This window comes from Streptomyces sp. NPDC004539 (assembly GCF_040610055.1).
Taxonomy (GTDB): Bacteria; Actinomycetota; Actinomycetes; order Streptomycetales; family Streptomycetaceae; genus Streptomyces.
Genome location: NZ_JBEXLS010000012.1, coordinates 94,853 through 117,963, shown reverse-complemented (window position 1 = coordinate 117,963; position 23,111 = coordinate 94,853). Strand labels below are relative to the sequence as shown.

Sequence of the window (23,111 nt, the reverse complement as noted above, 5' to 3'; positions counted from 1 at the left end):
TTCAGTGGTGAGGAGCCGCTCGGGCTCGTGCTCGAGGCGCGGGCTCAGGCTCAGGAGATGCCGAACTCGGTGGCGAGGAGTTCGAGCAGTTCGTCGTCGGTCGCAGCTTCCACGTCGTTCACGTCGTCCGGTGCCGACTCCGGCTCGTGCGGGGCGAGTTCGGCGAGCAGGAGGTCGGCGAGGGCGCGGGGCGAGGGGTGGTCGAAGGCGGTCGTGACGGGCAGGGTCAGTCCGGTGACGGCGCACAGGCGGTTGCGGAACTGGACGGCGGCCAGCGAGTCGAAGCCCTGTTCGCGGAAGCCGCGCCGGGGGTCGACGGCCGTGCTGTCGCCGTGCCGCAGGACCTCGGCGGTGAGGTCCAGGACGAGTTGGGTGAGCAGCCTGCGCCGCCCCGGCCCGTCGGCCTCGCCGAGCCGCGCCATCAGCGCCTCGGGCCCCTCCCCCTCGGCCTCCTTCGTCTCCACCAACTCCGTGAGCAGCGGCGGCGGTACGGGCCCGGCGAGCACCGCCCAGTCGACGTCGCACACGGCGACCGCCGTGTCGTCCTGCTCCAACGCCCGGCGCAGCGCGGCCAGTCCAGCCTTGGGCTCCAGGTCCCGCACCCCCGGCCGCGTCACCCCGCCCGCCTCCTCGGCCACGGCCCAGTGCCCCCACGCCACGGCCGTCGCCGGCAGCCCCTGCGCACGCCGGGCGGCGGCGAGGGCGTCCAGCACGGCGTGGCCGGGCGCGTAGGTGGCGTGTCCGGCGGCCCCGAGGGTCCCGCCGAGCGAGGAGAACAGTACGAACGTGTCCAGTTCCGGGGCGAGTTCACGCGTGACCCGGTCGAGGGCGAGCGCCGCACCGGCCCGCGAGCGGAGCACCCGGCGCGCACGGTCCTCGTCGGCGGTGTCGATCGTCGCGTCGTCGAGGATGCCCGCCGCATGAACGACGGTCCGGAGCGGCAACTCCGGCGGCAGACCCGCGAGTACGGCACGCAGGGCACTGTCGTCGGCAGGGTCGCAGAAGACCCCCGTGACGTCCGGATCGGTCGTGAGGAGAACGACGTTCTGGGCCCCGTTCTCGGTGAGCCAGTCGGCGACCAGCCGTCCGACGGGGGTCTCCCCGCCGGTGACCAGGGCCGTGCCCGTCGGCTTCCACGTGCGGCGGGCCGGAGACGCCGGGGCGGGGCGCAGGCGACGCGTCCAGGCATGGTCGGCACGCAGGGCGATCTCGTCCTCGTCGGTGGCACCGGCGAGGGCGGACAGCAGGCGTCGGCTGCTGGTGTCGTCAAGTCGGAGTGGGGGTCGAGCGGCGAGGGAGTCGCCATCGACCGGAGAGCCGTTGCCGGAAAGCCCTCCGCTCAGGCCGTTCACCGGCAGATCGATCAACCCGCCCCAGGATTCAGGCCGTTCCGCCGCGACGACCCGTCCGAGCCCCCACAGGGCAGCCTGCGCGGGCGACGAAACCACCTCCCCGGCCCGCACGGCGACCGCGCCGCGCGTCACAAGCCACACCGGGGCGTGCACCCCGGCGTCGCCGAGGGCTTGGAGGAACCGGAGCGTGACGCCGAGCCCCCCGTCTTCGGTGTCGCCAAGTGCGAGCAGCGACACCACCCCGTCGGCCGGGCCGAGTCGAGCCGCGAGTTCCTGCCGGGTCGTCGTCTCGGAGACCACCAGCACCTCAGTGCCGTCGATCAGCCCATCAGGGTCCAGCCCTTCCGGTATGACCGTCAGCCACCGCCCGTCGAGCCGCGCTCCTCGGTCGAGGCCGCTCACAGGCTGCCAGTTCACCTTGTACCGCAGCGCGTCCCCCGCGTCGGTCTGGTGCCAGGACGCCAGCGCGGGCAGCACCGCCCGCAGCGCGTCCAAGGAGGCCCCTTCGAGGCCGAGTTGGGCCGCGAGGGCGTCCGTGTCACCGGCTTGGACCCGGTCCCAGAACTCCCGCTGCCGGTCGTCCCCGGCCGGTGCGGTGGGCTGTTCGGCCCAGTACCGCTGCCGCTGGAAGGGGTAGGACGGCAGCTCGACCCGGTTGCCCGAAGGGCCGATCAGGGCAGCCCAGTTGACGTCGATCCCTCGGACGTACGCCTCGGCGGCGGCCGTGAGGAATCGGTCCGTGCCCCCGTCCTCGCGGCGCAGGGTCGCCACCAACGCGGTGTCGGCGCCGACGAGTTCGGCGGTCTCTCCGATCGCCGGAAGCAGTACGGGGTGGGGGCTCACCTCGATGAACGCGGTGTACCCGGCGGCAAGGAGCGCTTCGGTGGCCCGCTGGAAGGAGACCGTGCCCCGGAGGTTGGAGTACCAGTATCCGCCGTCGAGTTCGCCGTCCTGGACCCACTCCCCGGTGAACGCGGAGAGCATCGGCACGGCGGGTGCGCCCGCGCGGACGGGCGCCAACTGCCGGTCCAGTTCGTCTCGCAGGGTCTCGACGGCACGGGTGTGGGAGGCGTAGTCGACCGGGATGCGTTTGGCGCGGGCTCCGGCGGCGGTGAAGTCGGCGGCGAGTTCGTCGAGGGCGGGTCCCTCACCGGCGAGGACCACGGAGTGGGGCCCGTTGACGGCGGCGACGGCGACCCGTTCGCCGTATGCCTCCAGCCGTGCGGTCACGGCCTCGGCGGGCAGGCCGACGGAGAGCATGCCGCCGGTTCCGGCGAGGGCGGTGATGGCGCGGCTGCGCAGGGCGACGACGCGGGCGGCGTCCGCCAGGGAGAGGGCGCCGCTCACGCAGGCGGCGGCGATCTCGCCCTGGGAGTGCCCGAGGACCGCGTCGGGACGGACGCCGTGCTCCTCCCAGAGGGCGGCCAGCGACACCATGACGGCGAACAGCACCGGCTGCACGACGTCGACTCGGTCCAGGCCGGTTCCGTCGCGGACGACGTCGTCGAGCCGCCAGTCGGTGTGCGGGGCGAGGGCCTGTCCACACTCGGCCATGCGGCGGGCGAACACCGGGCTCTGGTCCAGGAGTTCACGTGCCATGCCGACCCATTGGGCGCCCTGTCCGGGGAAGACGAACACGGTCTTGGCGTCCGGGAGGGCGGTTCCGGTGACGGTGCCGGGGGTCGTGCGGCCGGTGGCGAGAGCGGTCAACGCCTGGTGGTGGTCGGCGAGGACGACCGCTCGGTGGTCCAACCGGGCGCGGTGGTGAAGGAGTTCACGGGCCGTGTCGGTGAGCGGGGGCGCTTCGTCGGAGTCGAGAAGTGCGGCGAGGCGTCCGGCTGTGGCGCGCAGGGCGTCGGCGTCTCGTGCGGACAGCAGCAGCGGGGGCGTGCCGTCGGCTTCGGCAGGTTCGGGGATGTCGGTGGCGGGTGCTTCCTCCAGGACGACGTGGGCGTTGGTGCCGCTCACTCCGAAGGAGGAGATCCCGCAGCGCCGGGTTCCCGGGTCCCAGTCGCGGGCCTCGGTGAGCAGGCGGACCCCGCCCGAGGACCAGTCGACGTGCCGGCTGGGCCGGTCCACGTGGAGGGTGCGGGGCATGCGTCCGTTGCGCATCGCCATGACGAGTTTGACGAGTCCGGCGACGCCTGCGGCGGCCTGTGAGTGGCCCAGGTTGGACTTGACGGAGCCGAGCCACAGCGGGGCGTCTGTGGGGTGGTCCGCGCCGTAGGTGGCGAGGAGGGCCTGGGCCTCGATCGGGTCGCCGAGGCGGGTGCCGGTGCCGTGGGCCTCGACGAGCTGGACGTCGGAGCCGTCGAGTCCGGCGTCCGCGAGCGCGGCTCGGATGACGCGCTGCTGGGCGGGGCCGCTGGGCGCGGTGAGGCCGTTGGAGGCGCCGTCCTGGTTGACGGCCGTACCCCGGACGAGCGCGAGGACCCGGTGGCCGAGCCGTCGGGCGTCGGAGAGCCGCTCGACGAGGAGCAGGCCGACGCCCTCGGACCAGCCGGTGCCGTCGGCGGCGTCCGCGAACGGCTTGCAGCGCCCGTCGGGGGCGAGCCCGCGCTGCCGGGAGAACTCGACGAACGGTGTCGGCGCGGCCATCACGCTGACCCCGCCCGCGAGCGCCATCGTGCACTCCCCGGCGCGCAGGGAGCGTACGGCGAGGTGGAGGGCGACGAGGGAGGAGGAGCAGGCGGTGTCGACGGTGACGGCCGGGCCCTCCAGTCCGAAGGTGTAGGCGATCCGTCCGGAGGCGACGCTGCCCGCCGTGCCGTGTCCGAGGTAGCCCTCCAACTCGCCGGGTACGTCGGAAAGTCGGCCGATGTAGTCGTGGTGGATCTGTCCGGCGTAGACGGCGACCGGGGTGCCCTTGAGTCCGGCGGGGTCGATGCCGGCGTCCTCGAAGGTCTCCCACGCGGTCTCCAGGAGGAGGCGCTGCTGGGGGTCCATGGCGAGGGCCTCGCGCGGGGAGATCCCGAAGAAGGCGGCGTCGAAGTCGCCCGCGCCGTGCAGGAAGGCGCCTTCGCGGACGTAGCTGGTGCCGGTGCGGTCCGGGTCGGGGTCGAAGAGGCGTTCGGGGTCCCAGCCTCGGTCGGTGGGGAAGGGGCCGACGACATCCCGCTCCTGGTCGACGAGGCGCCACAGCTCCTCGGGGCTGTCTGCGCCGCCGGGGAAGCGGCAGGCCATGCCCACGATCGCGATCGGGTCGCCGTCGACGGCCGTACTGGGCACGGGGGTTGGGGTGGCGGGGCGTTCGGCGGCGCCGATCAGGTGGGCGGCGAGGGCGGCCGGGGTGGGGTGTTCGAAGACGACGGTGGTGGGGAGCCTGAGTCCGGTGGCCGCGCGCAGCCGGTTGCGGAGTTCGACGGCGGTCAGCGAGTCGAATCCCTGGTCGGAGAAGGCCCGTTCGGCGGGGACGGCGTTCACGGAGGCATGCCCGAGGACGGCTGCGGCGGCCGTGCGGACCAGGTGGACCGCCTCGTCCAGGGAGGTCGGCGCCTGTCCCGCGGTGGCGTCGGCTCGTCGGGGGCGGGGCCTGGTGGTGGCGAGGGCGCGCAGGAGCGGCGGCAGTGGTTCCATGGCGCGGACGTCCAACAGGGCGCCGGTGAGGGCGGGTTCGGCTCCTGCCATGGCTTCGTCGAGGAGTCCGAGGGCGAACTCCGGTTCCATGGGGAGGACTCCGCTGCGGGCGAGGCGTTCGCGGTCGGCCTGCGTGAGGTGGCCGGTCATGCCGCTGTCCGGTGCCCACATGCCCCACGCGACGGACACGGCGGGCAGTCCGAGGGCGCGGCGGTGGGCGGCGAGCGCGTCGAGGGAGACGTTCGCGGCGGCGTACCCGGCCTGTCCGGCGCCGCCGAGGACTCCGGCGATGGAGGAGAACAGGACGAACGCGGCCAGGTCGTGACGGAGTGTCAGTTCGTGGAGGTGCCAGGCCGCCCGGGTCTTCGGCGCGAACACGAGGGGCAGCCGGTCGGGGTCTGCGGCCTCCACGGTCGCGTCGTCGAGGACACCGGCCGCGTGGATGACGGCGGTCAGCGGCCGGTCGGCGGGGATCGTGTCGAGCAGTGCGGCGAGCGCGTCGCGGTCGGCGGTGTCGCAGGCGGCCACGGTCACCTCGGCGTCCAGGTCGCCGAGTTCGGGGTCGCCGCCGCTGCGGCTGACGAGCAGGAGGTTGCGGACGCCGTGCTCGGTGACCAGATGCCGGGCGACGAGGCGTCCGAGGGTGCCGGTGCCTCCGGTGACCAGGACCGTGCCGTCCGGGTCGAGCCGCCGGGGCAGTGTGAGGACGACCTTCCCGGTGTGCCGGGCGGCGGCCATGTGCCGGAACGCGTCGTGCGCGTGCCGGATGTCCCAGGCCCGGTGCGGGGTCTTGGGTACGTCCGTGGCGAGCAGTGCGGCGAGCATCTCCCCGATCCGCTCGGGCCCGGCGTCGAGCAGGTCGAACGCGCGGTAGCGGACCCCCGGATGCCGCTGGGCGACGGTCTCGGCGTCCCGGATGTCGGTCTTCCCCATCTCCACGAACCGCCCACCGGGCCCGAGCAGCCGCAGGGAGGCGTCGGTGAACTCCCCGGCCAGGGAGTTGAGTACGACGTCCACGCGCCCGAACCTGCCCTCGAACTCCAGGTCCCGGCTGCCGGCAATGTGGTCGTCGGGGATGCCGAGGGCGCGCAGTCGTTCGTGCTTGCTGGGGGCGGCGGTCGCGAAGACCTCGGCGCCGATGTGCCGGGCGAGCGCGACGGCAGCCGAGCCGACGCCGCCGGCCGCCGAGTGGATCAGGACCTTGTCGCCCGCTTTCAGGCCGGCGATGTCGAACAGGCCGTGCCAGGCGGTCAGCCAGGCGATCGGCACCCCGGCCGCCTCGGCGAACGTCCAGCCGTCGGGGACCGGCGCGAGCATGCGCGCGTCGGCTACGGCGACCGGGCCGAAGGCGCCGTGGATCACGCCGAACACCCGCTGTCCGACGGCGAGTTCGGTCACCCCGGGGCCGGTCTCCAGGATCACGCCCGCGCCTTCGCCGCCGAGTACGTCGTCGGCGACCTCGACCATGCCGAGTGCGAGCAGCACGTCACGGAAGTTGACCCCGGCCGCGCGGACCGCGACGCGTACCTCGCCGGGGGCCAGGTCGCGCAGGGTGTGCGGAGCGGGGCGGGGGGCGAGGTCGTCGAGGGCGCCGGAGCCGGTGACTTCGAGGAGCCAGGGTTCGTGGTCGAAGGGGAGGGTGGGGGCGGCCTGGAGGCGGGCGGCGTACAACGAACCGTCACGGACGGCGAGTTGGGGCTCGCCCGCGTACAGGGCCGAAGTGACCTGGTCCCAGGGGGTGTCGGTGCCGTCGAGGTCCAGCAGGGCGAACCTGCCGGGGTGTTCGGTCGTCGCCGTGCGCAGGATGCCCCAGGCGGGTGCGGCGGCGGGGTCGTCGAGGGCCTGCCGGGTGACGAGGACGAGAGTGCCGTCCTCCTCCTGGGTCAGCCAGTCCTGGGCGAGCAGGAGGGCTGCGCGGGCGGTGGTCTCCGGGTCCTGTGCCGGGGGGAGCGTGGTGAGGACGAGGTCGTGGCCGGTGGCGTCGGCGAGTGTGGCGTACTCCGGGGAGCCGGGGACGTCGAGGGGGCCGACGGTCGCCGTGCGGACGGCGGCCGGTTCGGCGTGGTCCACGGGCAGCCAGTCGACGCGGTAGGGCGGCCTGTTGCCCGAACTCGGTGTCTGGGCGCGGAGGGTGAGGGTGTCGATGTGGGCGACGAGACGGCCGTCCGGGTTCCAGGCGGTCAGTTGGACGGTGTCCTTCGTGCGGGCCCGGACGCGGACCCGCAGTTCGCGGGAGGCGGTGGCGTGGAGGTGTACGCCTTCGAAGGAGAACGGCAGCGGGGTGGTGCCGGGGGCGCCGGTGACGATGCCGGCGGCGGCGATGGCCTGGAACGTGGCGTCGAGGAGGGCGGGGTGGCAGAGGAAGTCGCCGGGGGTGGTGTCCTCGGGGAGTACGGCCTCCGCGTACACGTCGGTGCCGCGCCACAGGCGGCGCAGGCCCTGGAAGGCGGGGCCGTATTCGTAGCCCTGGTCGGCGAGTCGGTCGTAGACGCCGTCGAGGGGAAGCTCCTCGCCGGTCGGCGGCCAGGCCGGGGGTGCCGTGGCGGGGCTGGGGGTAGGGGCTGCGAGGGTGCCGGTGGCGTGGGTGGTCCAGTCGGTGTCCGCGTCGGCGCGGGTGTGGACCGTGAAGGGGCGGGTGCCGGTGTCGTCGGCGGGGCCGGCGACCGCGCGCAGGGTCAGGGGCTGCTCGCCGAGGACGACGGGGGCGGTGAGCGTCAGGTCGGTGATCCGGCCCTGGTGCGCGGCGAGTTCGAGGAGGGCGGCGCCGGGGAGGAGGACGGTGCCGGAGACGGCGTGCTCGGCCAGCCAGGCGGGGTGCGTGCCGTCGAGACGGGCCGTGCACACCGTGCCGCCGTCGGGGAGGTCGGCCACGGCGCCGAGCAGCGGGTGGGCGGCGGCGCGCAGGCCGACGGCGGCGAGGTCACCGGCGCCGCCGCGCTGGGCAAGCCAGTAGGGGCGGCGCTGGAACGGGTAGGTCGGCAGCGGCACCCTACGGGCAGTGCTGCCCGCGAAGTGGGCGCTCCAGTCGACCGGGACGCCCCGCACCCACAACCGGGCCGCCGCCGCGAGGAGTTCGGCCGCACTGTCCTCGCCGCGCCGCAGCGATCCGGTCACCAGGCCGTCGGTGTCGGCCTGTTCGAGGATCTCGGCGAGGCCGACGGCGAGGACGGGGTGCGGGCTGGACTCGACGAACACCCGGTGTCCGTCGGCGAGCATCGCCTCCAACGCGTCCTGGAACCGCACCGGTCGGCGCAGGTTGTCGAACCAGTAGGCGGGGGTGAGGGTCGCCGTGTCGGTGAGGGTTCCGGTGACCGTGGAGTAGAAGCGGACGGTGCCGGAGGAGCGGGGAGTGGTCTGGGCGGCGATCTCCAGGACGGCGTCCCGGAGTCGGTCCATGTGGGCGCAGTGCGAGGCGTAGTCGACGGGGATGCGACGGGCCCGTACGCCCTCGGCCTGATAGGCGTCGACGAGGGCTTCGAGGGCGTCCGCGTCGCCCGAGATCACCGTGCTGCGGGGCCCGTTGACGGCGGCGACGGCGAGACCGTCCCCAAGGCGTGTCTCCACCTCGGCGGCGGGCAGCGGTACCGACGCCATGCCGCCGAGTCCGGCCGCCGCCCTGAGGGCCTTGCTGCGCAGGGCGACGATCCGGGCGGCGTCGGCGAGGTCGAGGCCGCCCGCGATGTGCACGGCCGCCAACTCGCCCTGGGAGTGGCCGATCACGGCGCTGGGCCGCACCCCGAGGGACTCCCAGGTGCGGGCGAGCGCGACCATCACCGCGAACAGCACGGGCTGCACGACCTCGGCCCGCTCCAGCGGGGGCGCACCCTCGGCCTCGGTGAGGACGTCGAGGACGGCGAAGTCGAGGTGTGCGTCGAGGACTTGGGCGCAGGCCGTGACCGCGTCGCGGAAGACCGGCGAGGTCTCCAGGAGTCGCGTCGCCATTCCGGGCCACTGGGAGCCCTGACCGGGGAACACGAAGGCCACGGCGCCGGGTTCGCCCGCGACACCGGTCACGAGAGCGGGGTGGGTGCCCCCTTCGGCGAGGGCCTTGAGGGCGTCGGCCGGGTCGCCGACGACGACGGCCCGCTGGTCCAGCGCCGCCCGCGTGGTCGCCAGCGACAGCCCCAAGTCGCCGTTGTCCAGGGCGAGTCCGGCGAGCTGCCGGGCCTGCGCCCGCAGCGCGTCCCCGGTCCGCGCGGAGAGCGGGAGCGGTACGACGTCCAGCGGCCGGTGTCCGCTCTCGGCGGCGTCGTACGCGGGAGCCTGTTCCAGGATCACGTGCGCGTTGGTGCCGCTGATGCCGAACGCCGAGACGGCGGCCCTGCGGGGACGGTCGCCGGTCTGCGGCCAGGGGAGGGCCTCGGTGAGGAGGGCGAGGCCGGAGGTGTCCCAGTCGACGTGGGTCGAGGGGTGCTCGGCGTGCAGGGTGGGCGGGAGTTCGCCGGCGGCGAGCGCGAGCACCGTCTTGATGACGCCGCCGACTCCTGCGGCGGCCTGGGTGTGGCCGATGTTGGACTTCAACGAGCCCAGCCACAGGGGACTTCGGCGGCCCGTCCCGTAGGTCGCGGCGAGCGCGTGCGCCTCGATGGGATCGCCGAGGCGGGTCGCCGTGCCGTGCGCCTCGACGGCGTCGACCTCGTCCGGGGTGAGCCCCGCGTCGGCGAGGGCGAGGCGGATGACCGCCTGCTGGGCCTGGCCGTTGGGCGCGGTGAGGCCGTTGGAGGCGCCGTCCGAGTTGAGGGCGCTGCCCCGGACGACGGCGAGGACGGGGTGGCCGTTGCGGCGGGCGTCACTCAGGCGTTCCAGGAGCAGCAGGCCCGCGCCCTCGGCCCAGCCGGTGCCGTCGGCGTCCGCCGAGAACGCGCGGCAGCGGCCGTCCGGGGACAGGGCGCGCTGGCGGGAGAACTCGACGAAGAGCTGCGGCGTCGCCATCACGGTCGCCGCCCCGGCGAGGGCCATCGTGCACTCTCCCGCGCGCAGCGCGCGCACCGCGAGGTGGAGGGCGACGAGGGAGGAGGAGCAGGCGGTGTCGACGGTGAGCACGGGGCCATGCAGGCCGAGGGCGTAGGCGATGCGGCCCGAGGCGACGCTGCCGAGTTTCCCGAGGTCGAGATAGCCCTCCAGCTCGGGCGGGAGGGGGTCGAGGGCCGCGCCGTACTCGTGGCGCATGACGCCCGTGAAGACGCCGACGCTCTCGCCGTGCAGGGCGTCGGGGGCGATGCCCGCGCGCTCCAGGGTCTCCCAGGCGAGTTCGAGGAGGAGGCGCTGCTGGGGGTCCATCGCGAGGGCCTCGCGCGGGGAGATCCCGAAGAGTTCGTTGTCGAACTCGCCCGCACCGCGCAGGAATCCGCCGCGTCGGGTGGTGGTGTGGCCGGTGCGTTCCGGGTCGGGGTCGTAGAGGGCGTCGGTGTCCCAGCCTCGATCGTCGGGGAAGTCTCCGCTGGCGTCGACGCCTTCGCGGACGAGGTGCCAGAGGGCTTCGGGGGTGGTGACGTCGCCGGGGTAGCGGCAGCTCATGGAGACGATGACGATGGGGTCGTCTTCGGTGGGGGTGGGGGGAGCGGAGGTGGTGGTGGCGGTGTCAATCGCGGGCGTGGTGGCGGTGGCGGTGGCGGTGGCGGTGGCGGTGGCGAGCATATTGTCGTACCGCGCTTTCTCCTCCCCCAGCGTCTCCCCCAACACCTCCCCCAGCAGCCGCGCCAGCGCCCCCGGCGTCGGATGGTCGAAGACGACCGTCGCCCGCAGCGCGCACCCGGTGCGCCCGATCAGCGCGTCCCGCAGCCCGATCGCGTTGACCGAGGTCAGCCCCATCTCCCGGAACGGCCGCCGGGAGCCGACCTCCCCGAAGGGGGCGTCGAGGACACGGGCGGTCTCCTCACGGACGAGCTCGACGAGGGCGGCGTGCCGGTCGTCGCCGGAGAGGGAGCTGAGACGTTCACGCAAGACGGCGGCTCGGACGGGGTCGGGGGCGGGGCCGACGGCAGGGGCGGGGACAAGTTGGGCCGTACGGCCGTCCCGCCCCGAACCTTCGCGGCCGTCCGGCCCCGAATCCGCGCGGCCGTCCCGCTCCCGCGCCCCCCGCTCTCCGGACCCGGCAACCCCAGCAGCCCCGGACCCGGACCCGGCCCCAGCCCCAGCAGCCCCGGTAGCCCCCGCAAGCACCCTGGAAGCCACCCCCGCCAGCAAATGCCGCGCCGCCTTCCCGGACGCCGTGCGCGGCACCGCCTCCACCGCCCGGATCTCGACCGGCACCTTGTACGCCGCGAGCTGTGCCCGGCAGTGCCGCAGGACGGTGTCCGCGTCGAGGCCGGCCTCCCGGGGGACGACGTACGCGACCGGTACCTCGCCGAGGATCTCGTCGGGGCGGCCGGCCACCGCCGCGTCGGCCAGCTCCGGTATGCCGCGCAGGACCTCGTCGAGTTCGGCGGGGTAGATGTTCTCGCCGCCGCGCACGATGAGTTCGGAGAGCCGCCCGGCGATGGTCAGGTGCCCGGTGGTGGCGCGGGTCGCGAGGTCGCCGGTGCGGTACCAGCCGTCGACGAGGACCTCGGCGGTCGCGTCGGGCCGTCCGTGGTAGCCGGCCATCACGTTGGGGCCGCGTACCCACACCTCGCCCGCGTCCCCCGCCGCACCGCTGCGGGGGTCGACGAGGCGGACGTCGAGGCCGGGGACGGGGCGTCCGCAGGAGCCGGGGACGCGGTCGCCGTCGGGGGTGTTGGCGGTGATGGGGCCGCAGGTCTCGGTGGTGCCGTAGCTGTCGAGGAGGGGGACGCCGAAGTGGTCCTCGAACTCGGTGCGCAGGGCGGCGCTGCCGACCGCGCCGGCCGTCAGGCACATGCGCAGTCCGCCGCCGAGGCCGGGTTCGTCGCGGGCGGCGGTCAGGAGCTGCTGGTACACGGCGGGGACGCCGGCGAGGAACGTGTAGTCGCCGTCGCGCAGTTCGCCGAGGATCTCCTCGGGGGCGAATCCGCTGGTGACGTGGGTACTGGCGCCGACGGCGAGGGTGCCGAGGGTGCCCAGGTGGTGGCCGAGGCAGTGGTGCAGGGGCAGCGGCCACAGGACGCGGTCCTCGCCGCTGAGGCCGAGGAGGGGGGCGTAGCAGGCCGCGATGGTCCACAGGGAGTTGCGGACGGAGGAGACGACGCCTTTGGGGCGGCCGGTGGTGCCGGAGGTGTAGAGCATGAACGCGGGTTCGTCGAGGCCGAGTTCGTCGCGGGGGGCGTTCGTGCCCGCCGCGAGTTCCTCGAACGACCAGGCGCCGGACCCTTCTTCGGCCCCCTCCTCGGTCACCACGAGCTGGACCGACGGGTGTGCGACGCGGCGGAGCTGGTCGACGTGGGAGGGGTCGGTGACGACGGCGCGGGCTCCGCTGTCGGTGAGGAAGTGGGCGAGTTCGGGGTCCGCGGACAGGGGGTTGACCGGGACGCCGACCGCCGAGGCGCGGGCGACGGAGAGGTACGCCTCGACCATGGTGACGCCGTTGCCGAGGCAGATCAGTACCCGGTCGCCGGGTTCGACGCCGACGGCCCCGGCGAGTCCGGTGGCGATCCGCGCGGTCCGTTCGTCGAGCCGCCGGTAGTCGACGGACCTGCGCGCGTCGCGGAACGCCGTGCGCCCGGGGGCGGTCTCGGCGTGCGCGCGCAGGAGTTCGTGGACGGGGCGGATCAGCTCTGACTGGGGCACGGGCCACACCTCGTTCGCTCGGGCCGGTCATCCGAGGCGGCCCGCGCGGGTGCGGCGGGCCGTCGCCCACCGTACGAACAGGGTCACGCGCGGATGCAGGGGAAGAGGGCCACTGACCGGCCATCGGCGGGGAATCCGGGGTGGGGGGTTACCGGCAGATGGGCCGGCGCTGGAACGGCCGCACTGTGCGGCGCAGGCCGGGTTCCTAGCCTCGGGTAGCGGCATCGTCCACTCTGCCCTGGGGGCTCCCCATGACCTCGTCGGTACAGCCGTCGCCCACGCTGACCTCGCGTTTCCTCGCCCCAGGCGTCGGCGGCCCACGCCTCGGCGCCCTCACCTACCTGAACGGCCCGGTGCCCGAGGGCCCTGAGGGCACCGAGCTGTCGGTGCGCATGGGGGTGGCCGGCGAGGCTCTGACGGAGACGTGGGTGGCCGGGGAGCCGGTGTGCGGGGGCGCGTACGCGGGCCTGAGGTACACGGGCTGCCGGGACTTCGTGTTCTGCGTCGGCCGGATCGATGAGGCGGGCGCGTACGCGGCGGCCACGCACCGGACGTACGAGGACCTGTTCACGCTGCTCGCGCGGCTGGGGTACAGGCGGCTGGTGCGGGTGTGGAACTACATCGGTGACATCAACGGCCGCAACGCGCACGGCCAGGAGGTGTACCGGGACTTCTGTGTGGGCCGCAGTCACGCGCTGGAGCAGCTCGGCATGTTGTACGGGATGCCGGCGACGACGGTGATCGGCGCGCAGGGCGACGGTATCGGGATCGCGCTGCTCGCGGCGCGGGAGGCGGAGCCGGTGAACGTCGAGAACCCGCGCCAGACGCCCGCCTACCACTACCCGCCCCGGTACGGTCCGCGCTCCCCGAACTTCGCGCGGGCGACGTACGTCCCGCCGGCGGACGATCCGCTGGGCCGTGGCACGGTGTTCGTGTCGGGCACGGCGAGCATCATCGGCCACGAGACGGTCCACGTGGGTGACGTGCGCGCGCAGACGCACACGGCGCTGGAGAACGTGTCGCTGCTGATCGGCCCGGAGAACCTGTCGGGTTACGGGGTGTCGCACTCGTACGGGCTGTCGGACCTGCGGCGCGCGAAGGTGTACGTCCGGCACGCCGAGGACGTTCCGGTGGTGCGGGAGATCTGTTCGAAGGTGCTTCCCGAGGACGGGGCCGTGGTGTATCTGCACGCGGACGTGTGCCGGGAGGATCTGCTGATGGAGATCGAGGGCGTCGCGGACTGAGGTCGCGCGGCGGTACGTGTCGAAGCCCCGCTCCGGTCGTGGTGACCTGGGCGGGGCTGTTGTGCGGGTGGGGGGACGGGTCAGGCGGAGGTGGGCCTGCGCCAGAGGCCGTGGGCGGTCTCCGGTGCGGCGTCGAGGCGGGCGGCGAATTCCTCGGCGCGCCGGGGGTTGCCCTGGAGGTGGCCGAGGAGGGCGTGCCAGTTCTCGTCGCCGGGGTGGTGCTCGGTGCGGCGGGTGGCGGAGAGGAGTCTCTTGAGCAGGCGGGTGAGCGCCTGGTCGCCGAGCGGGGGGAGTTCGAGGCGCATCGCGTTGGTGTGGACGGTCTCCCAGCGCGGGAGGCGGTGGGCGAAGTCGTGTTCGGCGGCGGCCACGACGAGGACCGGTCCGGTGAGGCCGGCGAGGAGGTCCGCGAGGTCGTCGTCGGCGCGGTGCACGTCGTCGAGGAGGAGCAGGACGGGGGTGTCCGCGGTGAGGTCGCGGAGCAGGGTGAGGCAGGCGTCGGCGAGGTCGCGGCGGCCGGTGGTGGCCGGGGTGATGCCGAGTGCCTGGCGGAGGCGGGGCAGGAGGTCGTGGCGGGTGGGGTGGTGGCGGGTGACGTGGTCGGTGAGCCGGCTGTCGGCGTCGGCCGGGGTGGTGACGCCGGTCCGGGAGCGGACGAGTTCGGCGAGGACGGTGGTCGCGTCGGTGTGTCCGCCGGCCGGTGGGGCGGCGGTGAGCACGGCCGGGGCGCGGGTGGGTTCGTCGGCGACGCGGTGGGCGAGTTCGGCGAGCAGCCGGGTCTTGCCGATGCCGGGGGCGCCGAGGAGGGTGGCGAGCGCGGGGCGTCCGCTGTGGGCGACCCAGGCCATGAGGCCCTGGAGGACGTCGAGTTCGGCGGTGCGGCCGACGAAGGGGGTGGGCGGTGGGGGTGAGGGGGGCGCGAGGGTGAGGCGCGGCGGGTTCGGGTCGGGGGCGGTGTCGTCGACGACGACGGGGCGGGGGACGGTGGCGGCGGCGAGGCGGCGGCAGTCGTCCAGGACGCCGGCCTCGATGAAGGGGACGCTGCGGCCGTCGGCGTTGTGCGAGACGACGGCCTCCCCGGAGTGCATGGCGACCCGGATCGCGGCCTCGGGGCAGGTGTCGGCGGCCCAGCGGGTGATGGCGCCGACGGCGGTGAGGGCCCGTTCGGCGTGGTCGGTCAGGCGCCGGGTGGCTCCGAAGTAGCCGCACCAGGTGGAGCCGGGGCCGGGGGCGGGGACTCCGCCGCAGCGCCGGATCTCGTCGTGGACGAAGGTGCGTACGGCGTCGGTGGCGGCGTCGGCGGTGATCATGACGACCGTGATGTCGCGGCGTTCGGCGCGGCCGGGGGTGTGCTCGGCGGCGGGCTGCGGCCGGGCGGGGGCGGGCTGCGGGGCGGGTTCGGGGGCGGGGGTGCGGACGAGGTCCAGGGGGGCGCGGGGCTCGGGGGCCGGGGGGTTCAGGCGGGCCTGGGCGGGGGGCGCGAGCTGGAGGGAGGGGTCCTGGTTGAGGATGGCGTACTCCAGCGTCCGTACCGTCTCGGCGGGTTCGACGCCGAGTTCGGTGACGAGGCGGGCGCGGAGTCCGCGGTAGGCGGCGAGGGCGTCGCCCTGCCGTCCGGAGCGGTAGGCGGCGAGCATGAGGAGGCCGCAGAGCCGTTCCCGGAGGGGTTCGGCGGCGACGGCGAGGGTGAGTTCGCCCATGACCTCGTGGTGCCGGCCGCAGGAGAGGTCGGCTTCGAAGCGGTCCTCCTCGGCCGATCTGCGGCTCTCGGCGAGGAGTTCGGTCTCGGGCCAGCGGTAGCCGAGTTCGACGAGGTCGGCGAGCGGGTCGCCGCGCCACAGGGCGAGGGCCTCGCGCAGGACGCCGGACGCTTCTTCGGGGCGGCCGGCGCGCAGGAGGCCGCGGCCCCGCTCGGCGAGTTCCTCGAAGCGGCGGCGGTCGATGCGGGCGGGGTCGGTGTGCAGGAGGTAGCCCGGGGGGTGCGTCAGCAGCAGCGGGGCGTCGGGGCCGGTGTCGGCGGCGAGGAGCTGCCGGAGTCCCGAGGCGGCGTTCTGGAGCATTTTCCGGGCGGTGCGTGGAGCGTCGTCGCCCCATATCGCCTTCAAGAGCCGGCTGACCGCCACGGCTTCGTTGTCGTGCAACAGGAGACAGCTGAGCACGGCGCGTTGGCAGCTTCCGGCGACGGGAAGATCTACACCGTCTATCTGGACCTGGAGCGGTCCTAGCAGTAAGAAATTCATGCACTTTCCATGAGTTCCTGCTGAAATAATCAGCGTGCCGTCGTTCAGATATTCTTCATATCTCCGGCCGTGACCGCCACCACTCCTTTTTCCATGAAATTCGCGGGAAATAATTGTTCACCGGCGAAGCGGTCCGTCCGGCGATTTGACCTTACAAGGTTCAAGCAACAACGGTCGACTAGGGGAACCAGTAGTCCGCCGCAACAAATCGCCCAAATACTGTCAAACACCCCTTGCTGAAGCGTGTCCGTTATTCCACTCAGTGAAAAAGCGCCCAAGAGATTCGTCGTCCGACTTTTTGGACGCGCGCCAGCCGTGCGACCATACCTGTCACACACTCGCCGCACGCAAGAGTGAACACGTGTGAACCTCCGAGCGACTGAGACCAATTCCTCCCCAAGAACCCCGGCGTGACTCTCCGTGATCTTGACCAACCACCCGTACGACAAGGCACACTGACCTGGGCGGCGCCGCTCGCGGCGCACCGTTTCGGCCGCATGCCGCCTGTTTCGGCCAGACCCTCAAAGGAACCTCAAAGGAAAGGAACCGCGGAATCCCGGAGCCATCGCCCCGCTCGACCGAGAATGTGGAAACTGGCCCCCAGGACTCCGGAGGAACCGGCCGCACCCCCCACCTTCCCCCCACCACCGCGAAAGAGGTACCGCCTTGCCCACCGCTCCCAAAGGCAGGTACACCACCGCTCGTCCGAGCCGCGGAGCCGCAGCGTCCCCGATGCCCCCCGAGCACGCCGACGTCCCGGTCGGCGTCGTCCACGTCGACTCCCGGCTCCGTGTCGTGGCCGCGAACGAGCCGTTCTGCGACTTGTTCCTGCACGGTTCCCCCGAGACCGTCGGCAGACCGTTCCCCCTCTACTTCCACGAGGCGGCCCAGCCCTACCTCCGCGAGCACTTCGCCCAACTGCTCGCGGGCAGCCAGCCTCAGTTCAGCGCCCCGCTGCCGATGGTGGACGCCAAGGGCGAGGTCGTCGACTGCCTCGTCTCCTGCGTGGCGATGTCCATGACCGTCCACCTCTCCTGCACCGAGTGCATCGCGCTCGCCACGATCCGCCCCGACACCCCCTACGGCTCGACGATGCCCCTGCTCCCGGCACCACCCGCGCTCGCCGAGGTCCCCTCGCACGTCCTCGAAGGACTCGCCGCCGGCCTCTCCACCCAGCAGCTCGCCTCCCGCCTCGGCCTGAGCAGCCACGGCGTCGAGTACCACGTCAGCAGCATGCTCCGGAAGCTCAAGGCACCCAACCGCTCGGCCCTCGTGGCCCGCGCCTACGCCCTCGGCATCCTCGTCCCCAACTGCTGGCCGCCTCGGGTTCGCCCGCAGTACTCCACGCGTACCTCCCCCGTTCCCGACCTCCCCGGCCCGGCCCTCCTCGCCGCCGCCCCGACGGACCCGGCCTGAAGTCGTCCCGGCCCATCGCCTCCGCGAGCCCCTGTCGCGGCCCGCTCGCCCGGCGATGCGCCGTGGCGGCCCCATGAACCGCCGCCCGGAGAAGTCGGCGGAATTGCCGAGTGATATATCAATCGAGGCTCCGGGCGAAAATTCTTTCGAGGCTTCCGCGAGATCCTCACCGGCCCTCCTCGATACCACTCACCTTTTGCCGAAAACCGGCGCTCCGACGGGACGATCGACAACTCGGCGAACGCCCGCCGCACCGGAAAAGGGCACCAGCCTCGCCGCCCACCGCGCCCACGTCCCCCTCCTGAACCAGACCAGCAGCACCATCGGATAGACCAGGTACCCGAACCGCGTCGCCGGCATCAGGCACATCGCGAGCCCGAGCCCCAGCGCCAGCCGGTCCGCCGCCGCGACGACCGTCACCGGCCTGCGCACCACCAGCGACACCCCTACGGCCACGGCGCTCACCGCCAGCGCGACCACGGCGATCACCCGCCCGCCCGGCACGTACGTCGCCAGCAGGTACCCCGGCAGCGGGCTGTCCGCGGGCGATCCCGCATGCCCCGCGCCCAGCGGGAACATCACCACCTGCTCCACGAACGCCCTCGGATCGACCAGCGCCGACGGCACCACGACCGCGCCCGCCACCACCAGCGACACCCACCCGGCCCGGATCGCGGCCCGCCGCCCCGACACCGCCGCGACCAGGACCAGCCCCACCGGCAGCAGCGGCCACGCCGTCCACTTCAACGCCGCCGCGAGCCCCATCGCCACCCCCGCCCCGACGCCCGAACCCCTTCGGCCCGCCCACGTCAACGCCAGGCACATGAGCCCGATCACCGGCAGGTCAACCCCGCCGACGGCGAGCGGCAGCGCCACGGCGGGGAACGCGGCCAGCAGCGGCACGATCGCCGTACCGTCCCCGGCGATCCCCCACCTCGTCCTCAAGCGGCCCCCGGCCCCGAGCCCCCACCCCACCGACCCCGACCCGGATCTCGACCCCGGCCCCGCCCCCGATCCCGCACGGACCGCCAGCCCCAACGACGCGAGGAACACCACCGCGAACCACAACCGGGCGTCGGCGAGCGGGACATCGCCCAACAGCGCGTGCGGCAGGCCGAAGAGCGCCATCCCCGGCAGATACGGGTTGTAGTCACCGACCTCGACCGGATGCGCCAGGTACGGGCTTCCGCCGCTCAGCAGCAGACGCCCCGACTGCTCGACCACCCGCACCTCGGACTGGGCGATCCCGGCCACCAGCAGCACGGCGAGGGGCACCAGCACCGCCCCGATCAGCGCCGGCCCCGCACCGGCCCACCCCCACGGACGCCCCGTCCTGCGCGCGGCCAGCGCCGCCCACCCGTACCCGACGGCCGCGCACAGCCCCCAGATGCGGTGCGACTCCAGCGTCGTCACCGACGCCAGCCCCAGCGCGAACCCCGCGCACACCCACCAGTACAGGGCTACGGGTATCCGCCGGGCGCCCGCCCGCACCGGCGGGGCTTCGAGCGACGGGATCGACATGGCCGTACTCCTCGGACGAGACACGTGGGCTGTTCCGCTCCCACTGTCCCGTCACAGCACGTCACCGCGGATCGGCCGAACGGCCACTCTCCGCAGCCGTTTCCCGTCTCCCCCTCGGCCGAATGACCGACCTCCCAGGAGTGACCCCGCGTGCTGTCAGAGCGCGTACTCGGTGAACCTGCCGCACACCTCGAACCCGAGCCGCCGGTAAACCGGTTCGCCCTCCGCGGACGCCTGGAGGACCGCGACCCGGTACCCCCGGGCGAGGGCCGTGCGCAGCGCCGCCAGGGTGACGGCCGTGCCGTACCCGCGTCGGCGGTGCGTCGCGAGGGTGCTGATGTTGTAGATCCCGGCGACCCCGGCGTGCAGGAAGACCTCGGCGGTGCAGACGGGAACGCCGTCCGCGTGTCCGACCAGGTAGTGGGCCGGGGAGTCCGGGGCGAGGGCGTTCGCGCGGGCGTAGAAGCGGGGGACCGTGGCCGAGGGAGGGGTCCAGTTCGCGGCGAGGACCTGGGCGTAGTCGGAGAGGAGGGCGGGGGTGGTCACCGAACGGATGTCGAGCCCCCCGCTCGGCACCAAGCCGTCGTCCGGCGACCCCCCGTCCACTGCCCTCTCCTCCAGCAGCGCCTCGTCCAACTCCGCCCACATGGCGCTCTCGTGCTCCGACGCCGACACCCCCGCGGCCACCAGCCGCTCCCCCAGATCGGCCGGTGTCGACGTGGGCCCCACCCACCACGAGAACGGCCGCTCCGGCAGCGCCTTCAGCGTCTCGGTGATGCGCTGCGAGGCGTTCGTGTCGGTGAAGCGTGCCGAGGTGACGACGTTGAACGTGTCGTCGTCCAGACCGCTGTCGGCGACGAGGAGATCGGCGGTCTCCAGGACGCGCGCGCCGGGCAGTGTGCGGTGCAGGTGGCAGGCGTGTTCGGCGAGGTTGCGGGCCATCCGGTCCAGAAGGTCGGGGTCGGCGGCGGCGCGGGCGGGGAGAGGGGCGTCCATGACGGACGATCACAGCACGGCCGGTCGGTAAAGCGCACGTCAATTGATGTGCCGTGGCACTTCCGCAACGCGCGTCCGTCAGGAAACCTCCGCTTCACAGACCTCAGCCCCGTTCGTCATCCGATCTTGTCGCCCCGTTCTGACATGCCCTCGACACTGTCGCAGTCGATCACCCCCAGGAGGCCCCTTCCCATGCGCAGACTCCTCGCCTGTCTCGCGACCGCAGCCGCGGCCGTGGGCGCGCTCACCGCGACCACCACCCCCGCCTCGGCGGCGGCTTCGGGCAGTTTCAGCGTGCTCACGTACAACGTCGCCGGTCTGCCGGAGTCGCTGTCCAGCGCCTCGACGCCGCGTGACACGAGCACCACCGAGATCGGCCGTCGTATCGCGCCGTACGACATCGTGAACGTGCAGGAGGACTTCAACTACCACGCCTACCTGTACTCGACCGACACGCACGCCTACCGCACGGCGACCAGCGGTGGCGCGGGGATCGGGAGCGGGCTGAACACCGTCTCGAACTACGCGTGGGACGGCGACGACTTCGAGCGGGTCCGGTGGAACTCCTGCCAGATCGACTCGGGCGACTGCCTGACCCCCAAGGGCTTCAGCTTCATGCGGGAGCGGCTCGCCGAGGGCGTGTACGTCGACTTCTACAACCTGCACACCAACGCGGGCACCAACGACGGCGACGAGGCGTCCCGCGCGGACAACCTCAGCCAACTGACGTCCTTCATCAACACGCACTCCGCGGGCAACGCGGTCGTCGTGATGGGTGACACGAACACCCGGTACACGCGCGCCGCCGACACGATCGGCGAGTTCGCCGCCGCCAACGGCCTCACGGACGCCTGGGTCAAGCTCGTACGCGGCGGCACCCCGCCCGCCAAGGGCAGTGACGCCCTGGTCTGCGACCAGACCGGCGCGACCGTCCCGAACACCTGCGAGGTCGTCGACAAGGTCCTGTACCGCGGCAGCAAGCTGGTGACGCTGAACGCGACCTCGTACAACAACGAGCACGCGAAGTTCCTGACCTCCGACGGCAAGATGCTCTCCGACCACGACCCGATCACGGTCGGGTTCACCTGGTCGCAGAGCGCCGACTTCCAGCTGAGCGAGCAGTTCGGCGGCCCGCACGGCGACTACTACCAGGACCTCCCGAAGGTGGCGGCGGGCGCCCGCGCCACGACGCTCTCCCTGCGCGCCGGTTCCCGCGTCGACCAGGTCGGTCTCACCCTCTCGGACGGCACGACCCTGACCCACGGCGGTACGGGCGGCACCGCCTCCTCCCTCACGCTGGCGTCCGGCGAGTACGTGACGTCGGCGAACCTCTGCCAGGGCGTGAAGGACGACCACACCCGGATCTTCTACGCGAAGTTCACCACCAACCTCGGTCGCACCCTCGCGGGCGGCACCACCACCTCCGACTGCGTGACCCGCACCGCGCCCAGCGGCTGGCAGATCGCCGGCTTCCACGGGCGTTCGGCGGACGAGCTGGACAAGGTCGGCCTCATCTACACCAAGCGCTGACACACCGGGCACCACTACGCAGGACGGGCAGGGCCACCAAGGCCCTGCCCGTTCTTGCCCGTCCGACCGATCAGCGTCGGATCAGCACCTTCCGCAGCAGCGGCCACGCCAGCACCAGCACCACGACCGCGTACACCGTCACCGAGAACGGCGTGTTCACCAGCCCGGACACGCTCCCGTCGCTGATCTGGAGCGCCCGGCGCAGCTGTTGCTCGGCGTTGGGCCCGAGGATGACGCCGATCACGGCGGGCAGCACCGGCAGCCCGTAGCGCCGCATCCCGAAGCCGATCAGCCCGATGATCAGCAGGATCACGAGGTCGATGACCTCCCCGCCGACCGCGTAGGCGCCGACGGCCGCGAAGAAGAGGATGCCGGCGTAGAGGTAGGGGCGGGGGATCTGGAGGAGTTTCGCCCACACCGGGGCGAGCGGCAGGTTCAGCGCGAGCAGCAGGACCATGCCGACGAACAGGGACGCGATGAGGCCCCAGACCAGGTCGGGTTCGTTCTCGAAGAGCAGGGGCCCGGGCTGGATGCCGTACTGCTGGAACGCGGCGAGCATGACGGCGGCGACGGCGGTGGTGGGCAGGCCCAGCGTCAGCATGGACACGAGGGTTCCGGCGGCGGAGGCGGACGCGGCGGACTCGGGTCCGGCGACGCCTTCGATGGCGCCCTTGCCCCACTCGTCCTTGTGCTTGGAGAGGCGCTTCTCGGTGACGTACGAGAGGAAGGTGGGGATCTCGGCGCCGCCCGCGGGGATCGCCCCGAAGGGGAAGCCGATGAAGGGCCCGCGCAGCCAGGACTTCCAGGTCCGCTTGACGTCGGCGCGGCCGAGCCAGGGCCGTCCGACGGGGATCGCCTTGCCCGTCGTCCGTCTCAGGTGCGCGGCCACCCACAGCGCCTCGCCGATCGCGAAGAGCCCGACGGCGACGATCACCACGTCGATGCCGTCGGCGAGCTGGAGGGAGCCGAAGGTGAGGCGCTGCTGGCCGGTCATCTGGTCGAGGCCGACGAGTCCGAGGGTGAGGCCGATCAGGAGCGAGGCGAGGCCGCGCAGCCGGGAGGCGCCGAGGACGGAGGTCACGGCGATGAACGCGAGGACCATGATGGCGAAGTAGTCGGGGGCGCCGATGTCGACGGCGAGTTCGGCGACGGTCGGCGCGAGGACGACGAGGAGGATCGTGCCGATCATGCCGCCCGCGAAGTGGCCGATGGCCGCGGCGGCGAGCGCCTGGGCGCCGCGGCCGGACTTGGCCATGGGGTTGCCCTCCATGGCGGCGACGACGGCGGCGCTCTCGCCGGGCGTGTTGAGCAGGATCGACGTCGTCGAGCCGCCGAACATGGCGCCGTAGTAGATCCCGGCGAACATGATGAACGCGCCGGTCGGCTCCAGGCCGTAGGTGACCGGCAGGAGCAGGGCGACCGCCATCGCGGGGCCGATGCCGGGCAGGACGCCGATCGCGGTGCCGAGGAGCACGCCGAGCGCGGCCCACAGCAGGTTGACCGGGGTCAGTGCGGTCCCGAAGCCGTCCATGAGGGAGGTGAGGGAATCCATG

The 23,111-nt window shown here is 73.2% G+C and carries 8 protein-coding genes; 3 read left to right on the top strand and 5 right to left on the bottom strand.

The window, feature by feature from the left end:
- Positions 1-50 precede the first annotated feature (50 nt).
- Positions 51-12,611 carry a type I polyketide synthase gene (locus tag ABZX85_RS24970; protein WP_355872578.1) on the bottom strand — a complete coding sequence of 4,187 codons (12,561 nt, stop codon included), beginning with the start codon at positions 12,609-12,611 and terminating at the stop codon, positions 51-53.
- A 251-nt stretch (positions 12,612-12,862) separates the two neighbouring features.
- Here ABZX85_RS24970 and ABZX85_RS24965 point away from each other — a divergent pair, with 251 nt between their 5' ends.
- Positions 12,863-13,855, top strand: coding sequence for an FkbO/Hyg5 family chorismatase (locus tag ABZX85_RS24965; RefSeq protein ID WP_355872576.1), 993 nt, complete (start codon positions 12,863-12,865; stop codon positions 13,853-13,855).
- An 80-nt stretch (positions 13,856-13,935) separates the two neighbouring features.
- Here the strand turns inward: ABZX85_RS24965 and ABZX85_RS24960 are convergent, their stop codons facing one another.
- Entirely contained in the window at positions 13,936-15,915 is a 1,980-nt protein-coding gene (locus ABZX85_RS24960) for a BTAD domain-containing putative transcriptional regulator (protein ID WP_355872574.1), read from the bottom strand.
- A 912-nt stretch (positions 15,916-16,827) separates the two neighbouring features.
- On the opposite strand from ABZX85_RS24960, the gene ABZX85_RS24955 reads away from it, so the two are divergent.
- Positions 16,828-17,511 (top strand): LuxR C-terminal-related transcriptional regulator, encoded by a 684-nt coding sequence (locus ABZX85_RS24955; protein ID WP_355872572.1) that lies wholly within the window; start codon positions 16,828-16,830, stop codon positions 17,509-17,511.
- 189 nt (positions 17,512-17,700) lie between these two features.
- Here the strand turns inward: ABZX85_RS24955 and ABZX85_RS24950 are convergent, their stop codons facing one another.
- Complete coding sequence (locus ABZX85_RS24950) at positions 17,701-19,032, bottom strand: glycosyltransferase 87 family protein (RefSeq protein ID WP_355872570.1); 1,332 nt, start codon at positions 19,030-19,032, stop codon at positions 17,701-17,703.
- Positions 19,033-19,188: 156 nt separating this feature from the next.
- Positions 19,189-19,974: a GNAT family N-acetyltransferase gene (locus ABZX85_RS24945; protein ID WP_355872949.1), complete on the bottom strand. Its 786-nt coding sequence runs from the start codon at positions 19,972-19,974 to the stop codon at positions 19,189-19,191.
- 246 nt (positions 19,975-20,220) lie between these two features.
- Between ABZX85_RS24945 and ABZX85_RS24940 the strand changes: the two genes are divergently transcribed.
- On the top strand, positions 20,221-21,558 hold the full coding sequence (locus ABZX85_RS24940; protein WP_355872568.1) for a jacalin-like lectin: 1,338 nt from the start codon (positions 20,221-20,223) through the stop codon (positions 21,556-21,558).
- A gap of 70 nt (positions 21,559-21,628) precedes the next feature.
- Here the strand turns inward: ABZX85_RS24940 and ABZX85_RS24935 are convergent, their stop codons facing one another.
- Positions 21,629-23,110, bottom strand: a complete 1,482-nt coding sequence (locus ABZX85_RS24935; RefSeq protein WP_355872566.1) for a tripartite tricarboxylate transporter permease — start codon at positions 23,108-23,110, stop codon at positions 21,629-21,631.
- Position 23,111: the final 1 nt, after the last annotated feature.

Excerpts from the sequence above, each read along its gene's own strand:
- ABZX85_RS24945 (WP_355872949.1), bottom strand. The coding sequence starts at position 19,974 with ATGGCCCGCAACCTCGCCGAACACGCCTGCCACCTGCACCGCACACTG.
- ABZX85_RS24950 (WP_355872570.1), bottom strand. The coding sequence starts at position 19,032 with ATGTCGATCCCGTCGCTCGAAGCCCCGCCGGTGCGGGCGGGCGCCCGG.
- ABZX85_RS24955 (WP_355872572.1), top strand. The coding sequence starts at position 16,828 with ATGCCCCCCGAGCACGCCGACGTCCCGGTCGGCGTCGTCCACGTCGAC.
- ABZX85_RS24960 (WP_355872574.1), bottom strand. The coding sequence starts at position 15,915 with ATGCTCCAGAACGCCGCCTCGGGACTCCGGCAGCTCCTCGCCGCCGAC.
- ABZX85_RS24940 (WP_355872568.1), top strand. The coding sequence starts at position 20,221 with ATGCGCAGACTCCTCGCCTGTCTCGCGACCGCAGCCGCGGCCGTGGGC.
- ABZX85_RS24965 (WP_355872576.1), top strand. The coding sequence starts at position 12,863 with ATGACCTCGTCGGTACAGCCGTCGCCCACGCTGACCTCGCGTTTCCTC.
- ABZX85_RS24935 (WP_355872566.1), bottom strand. The coding sequence starts at position 23,110 with ATGGATTCCCTCACCTCCCTCATGGACGGCTTCGGGACCGCACTGACC.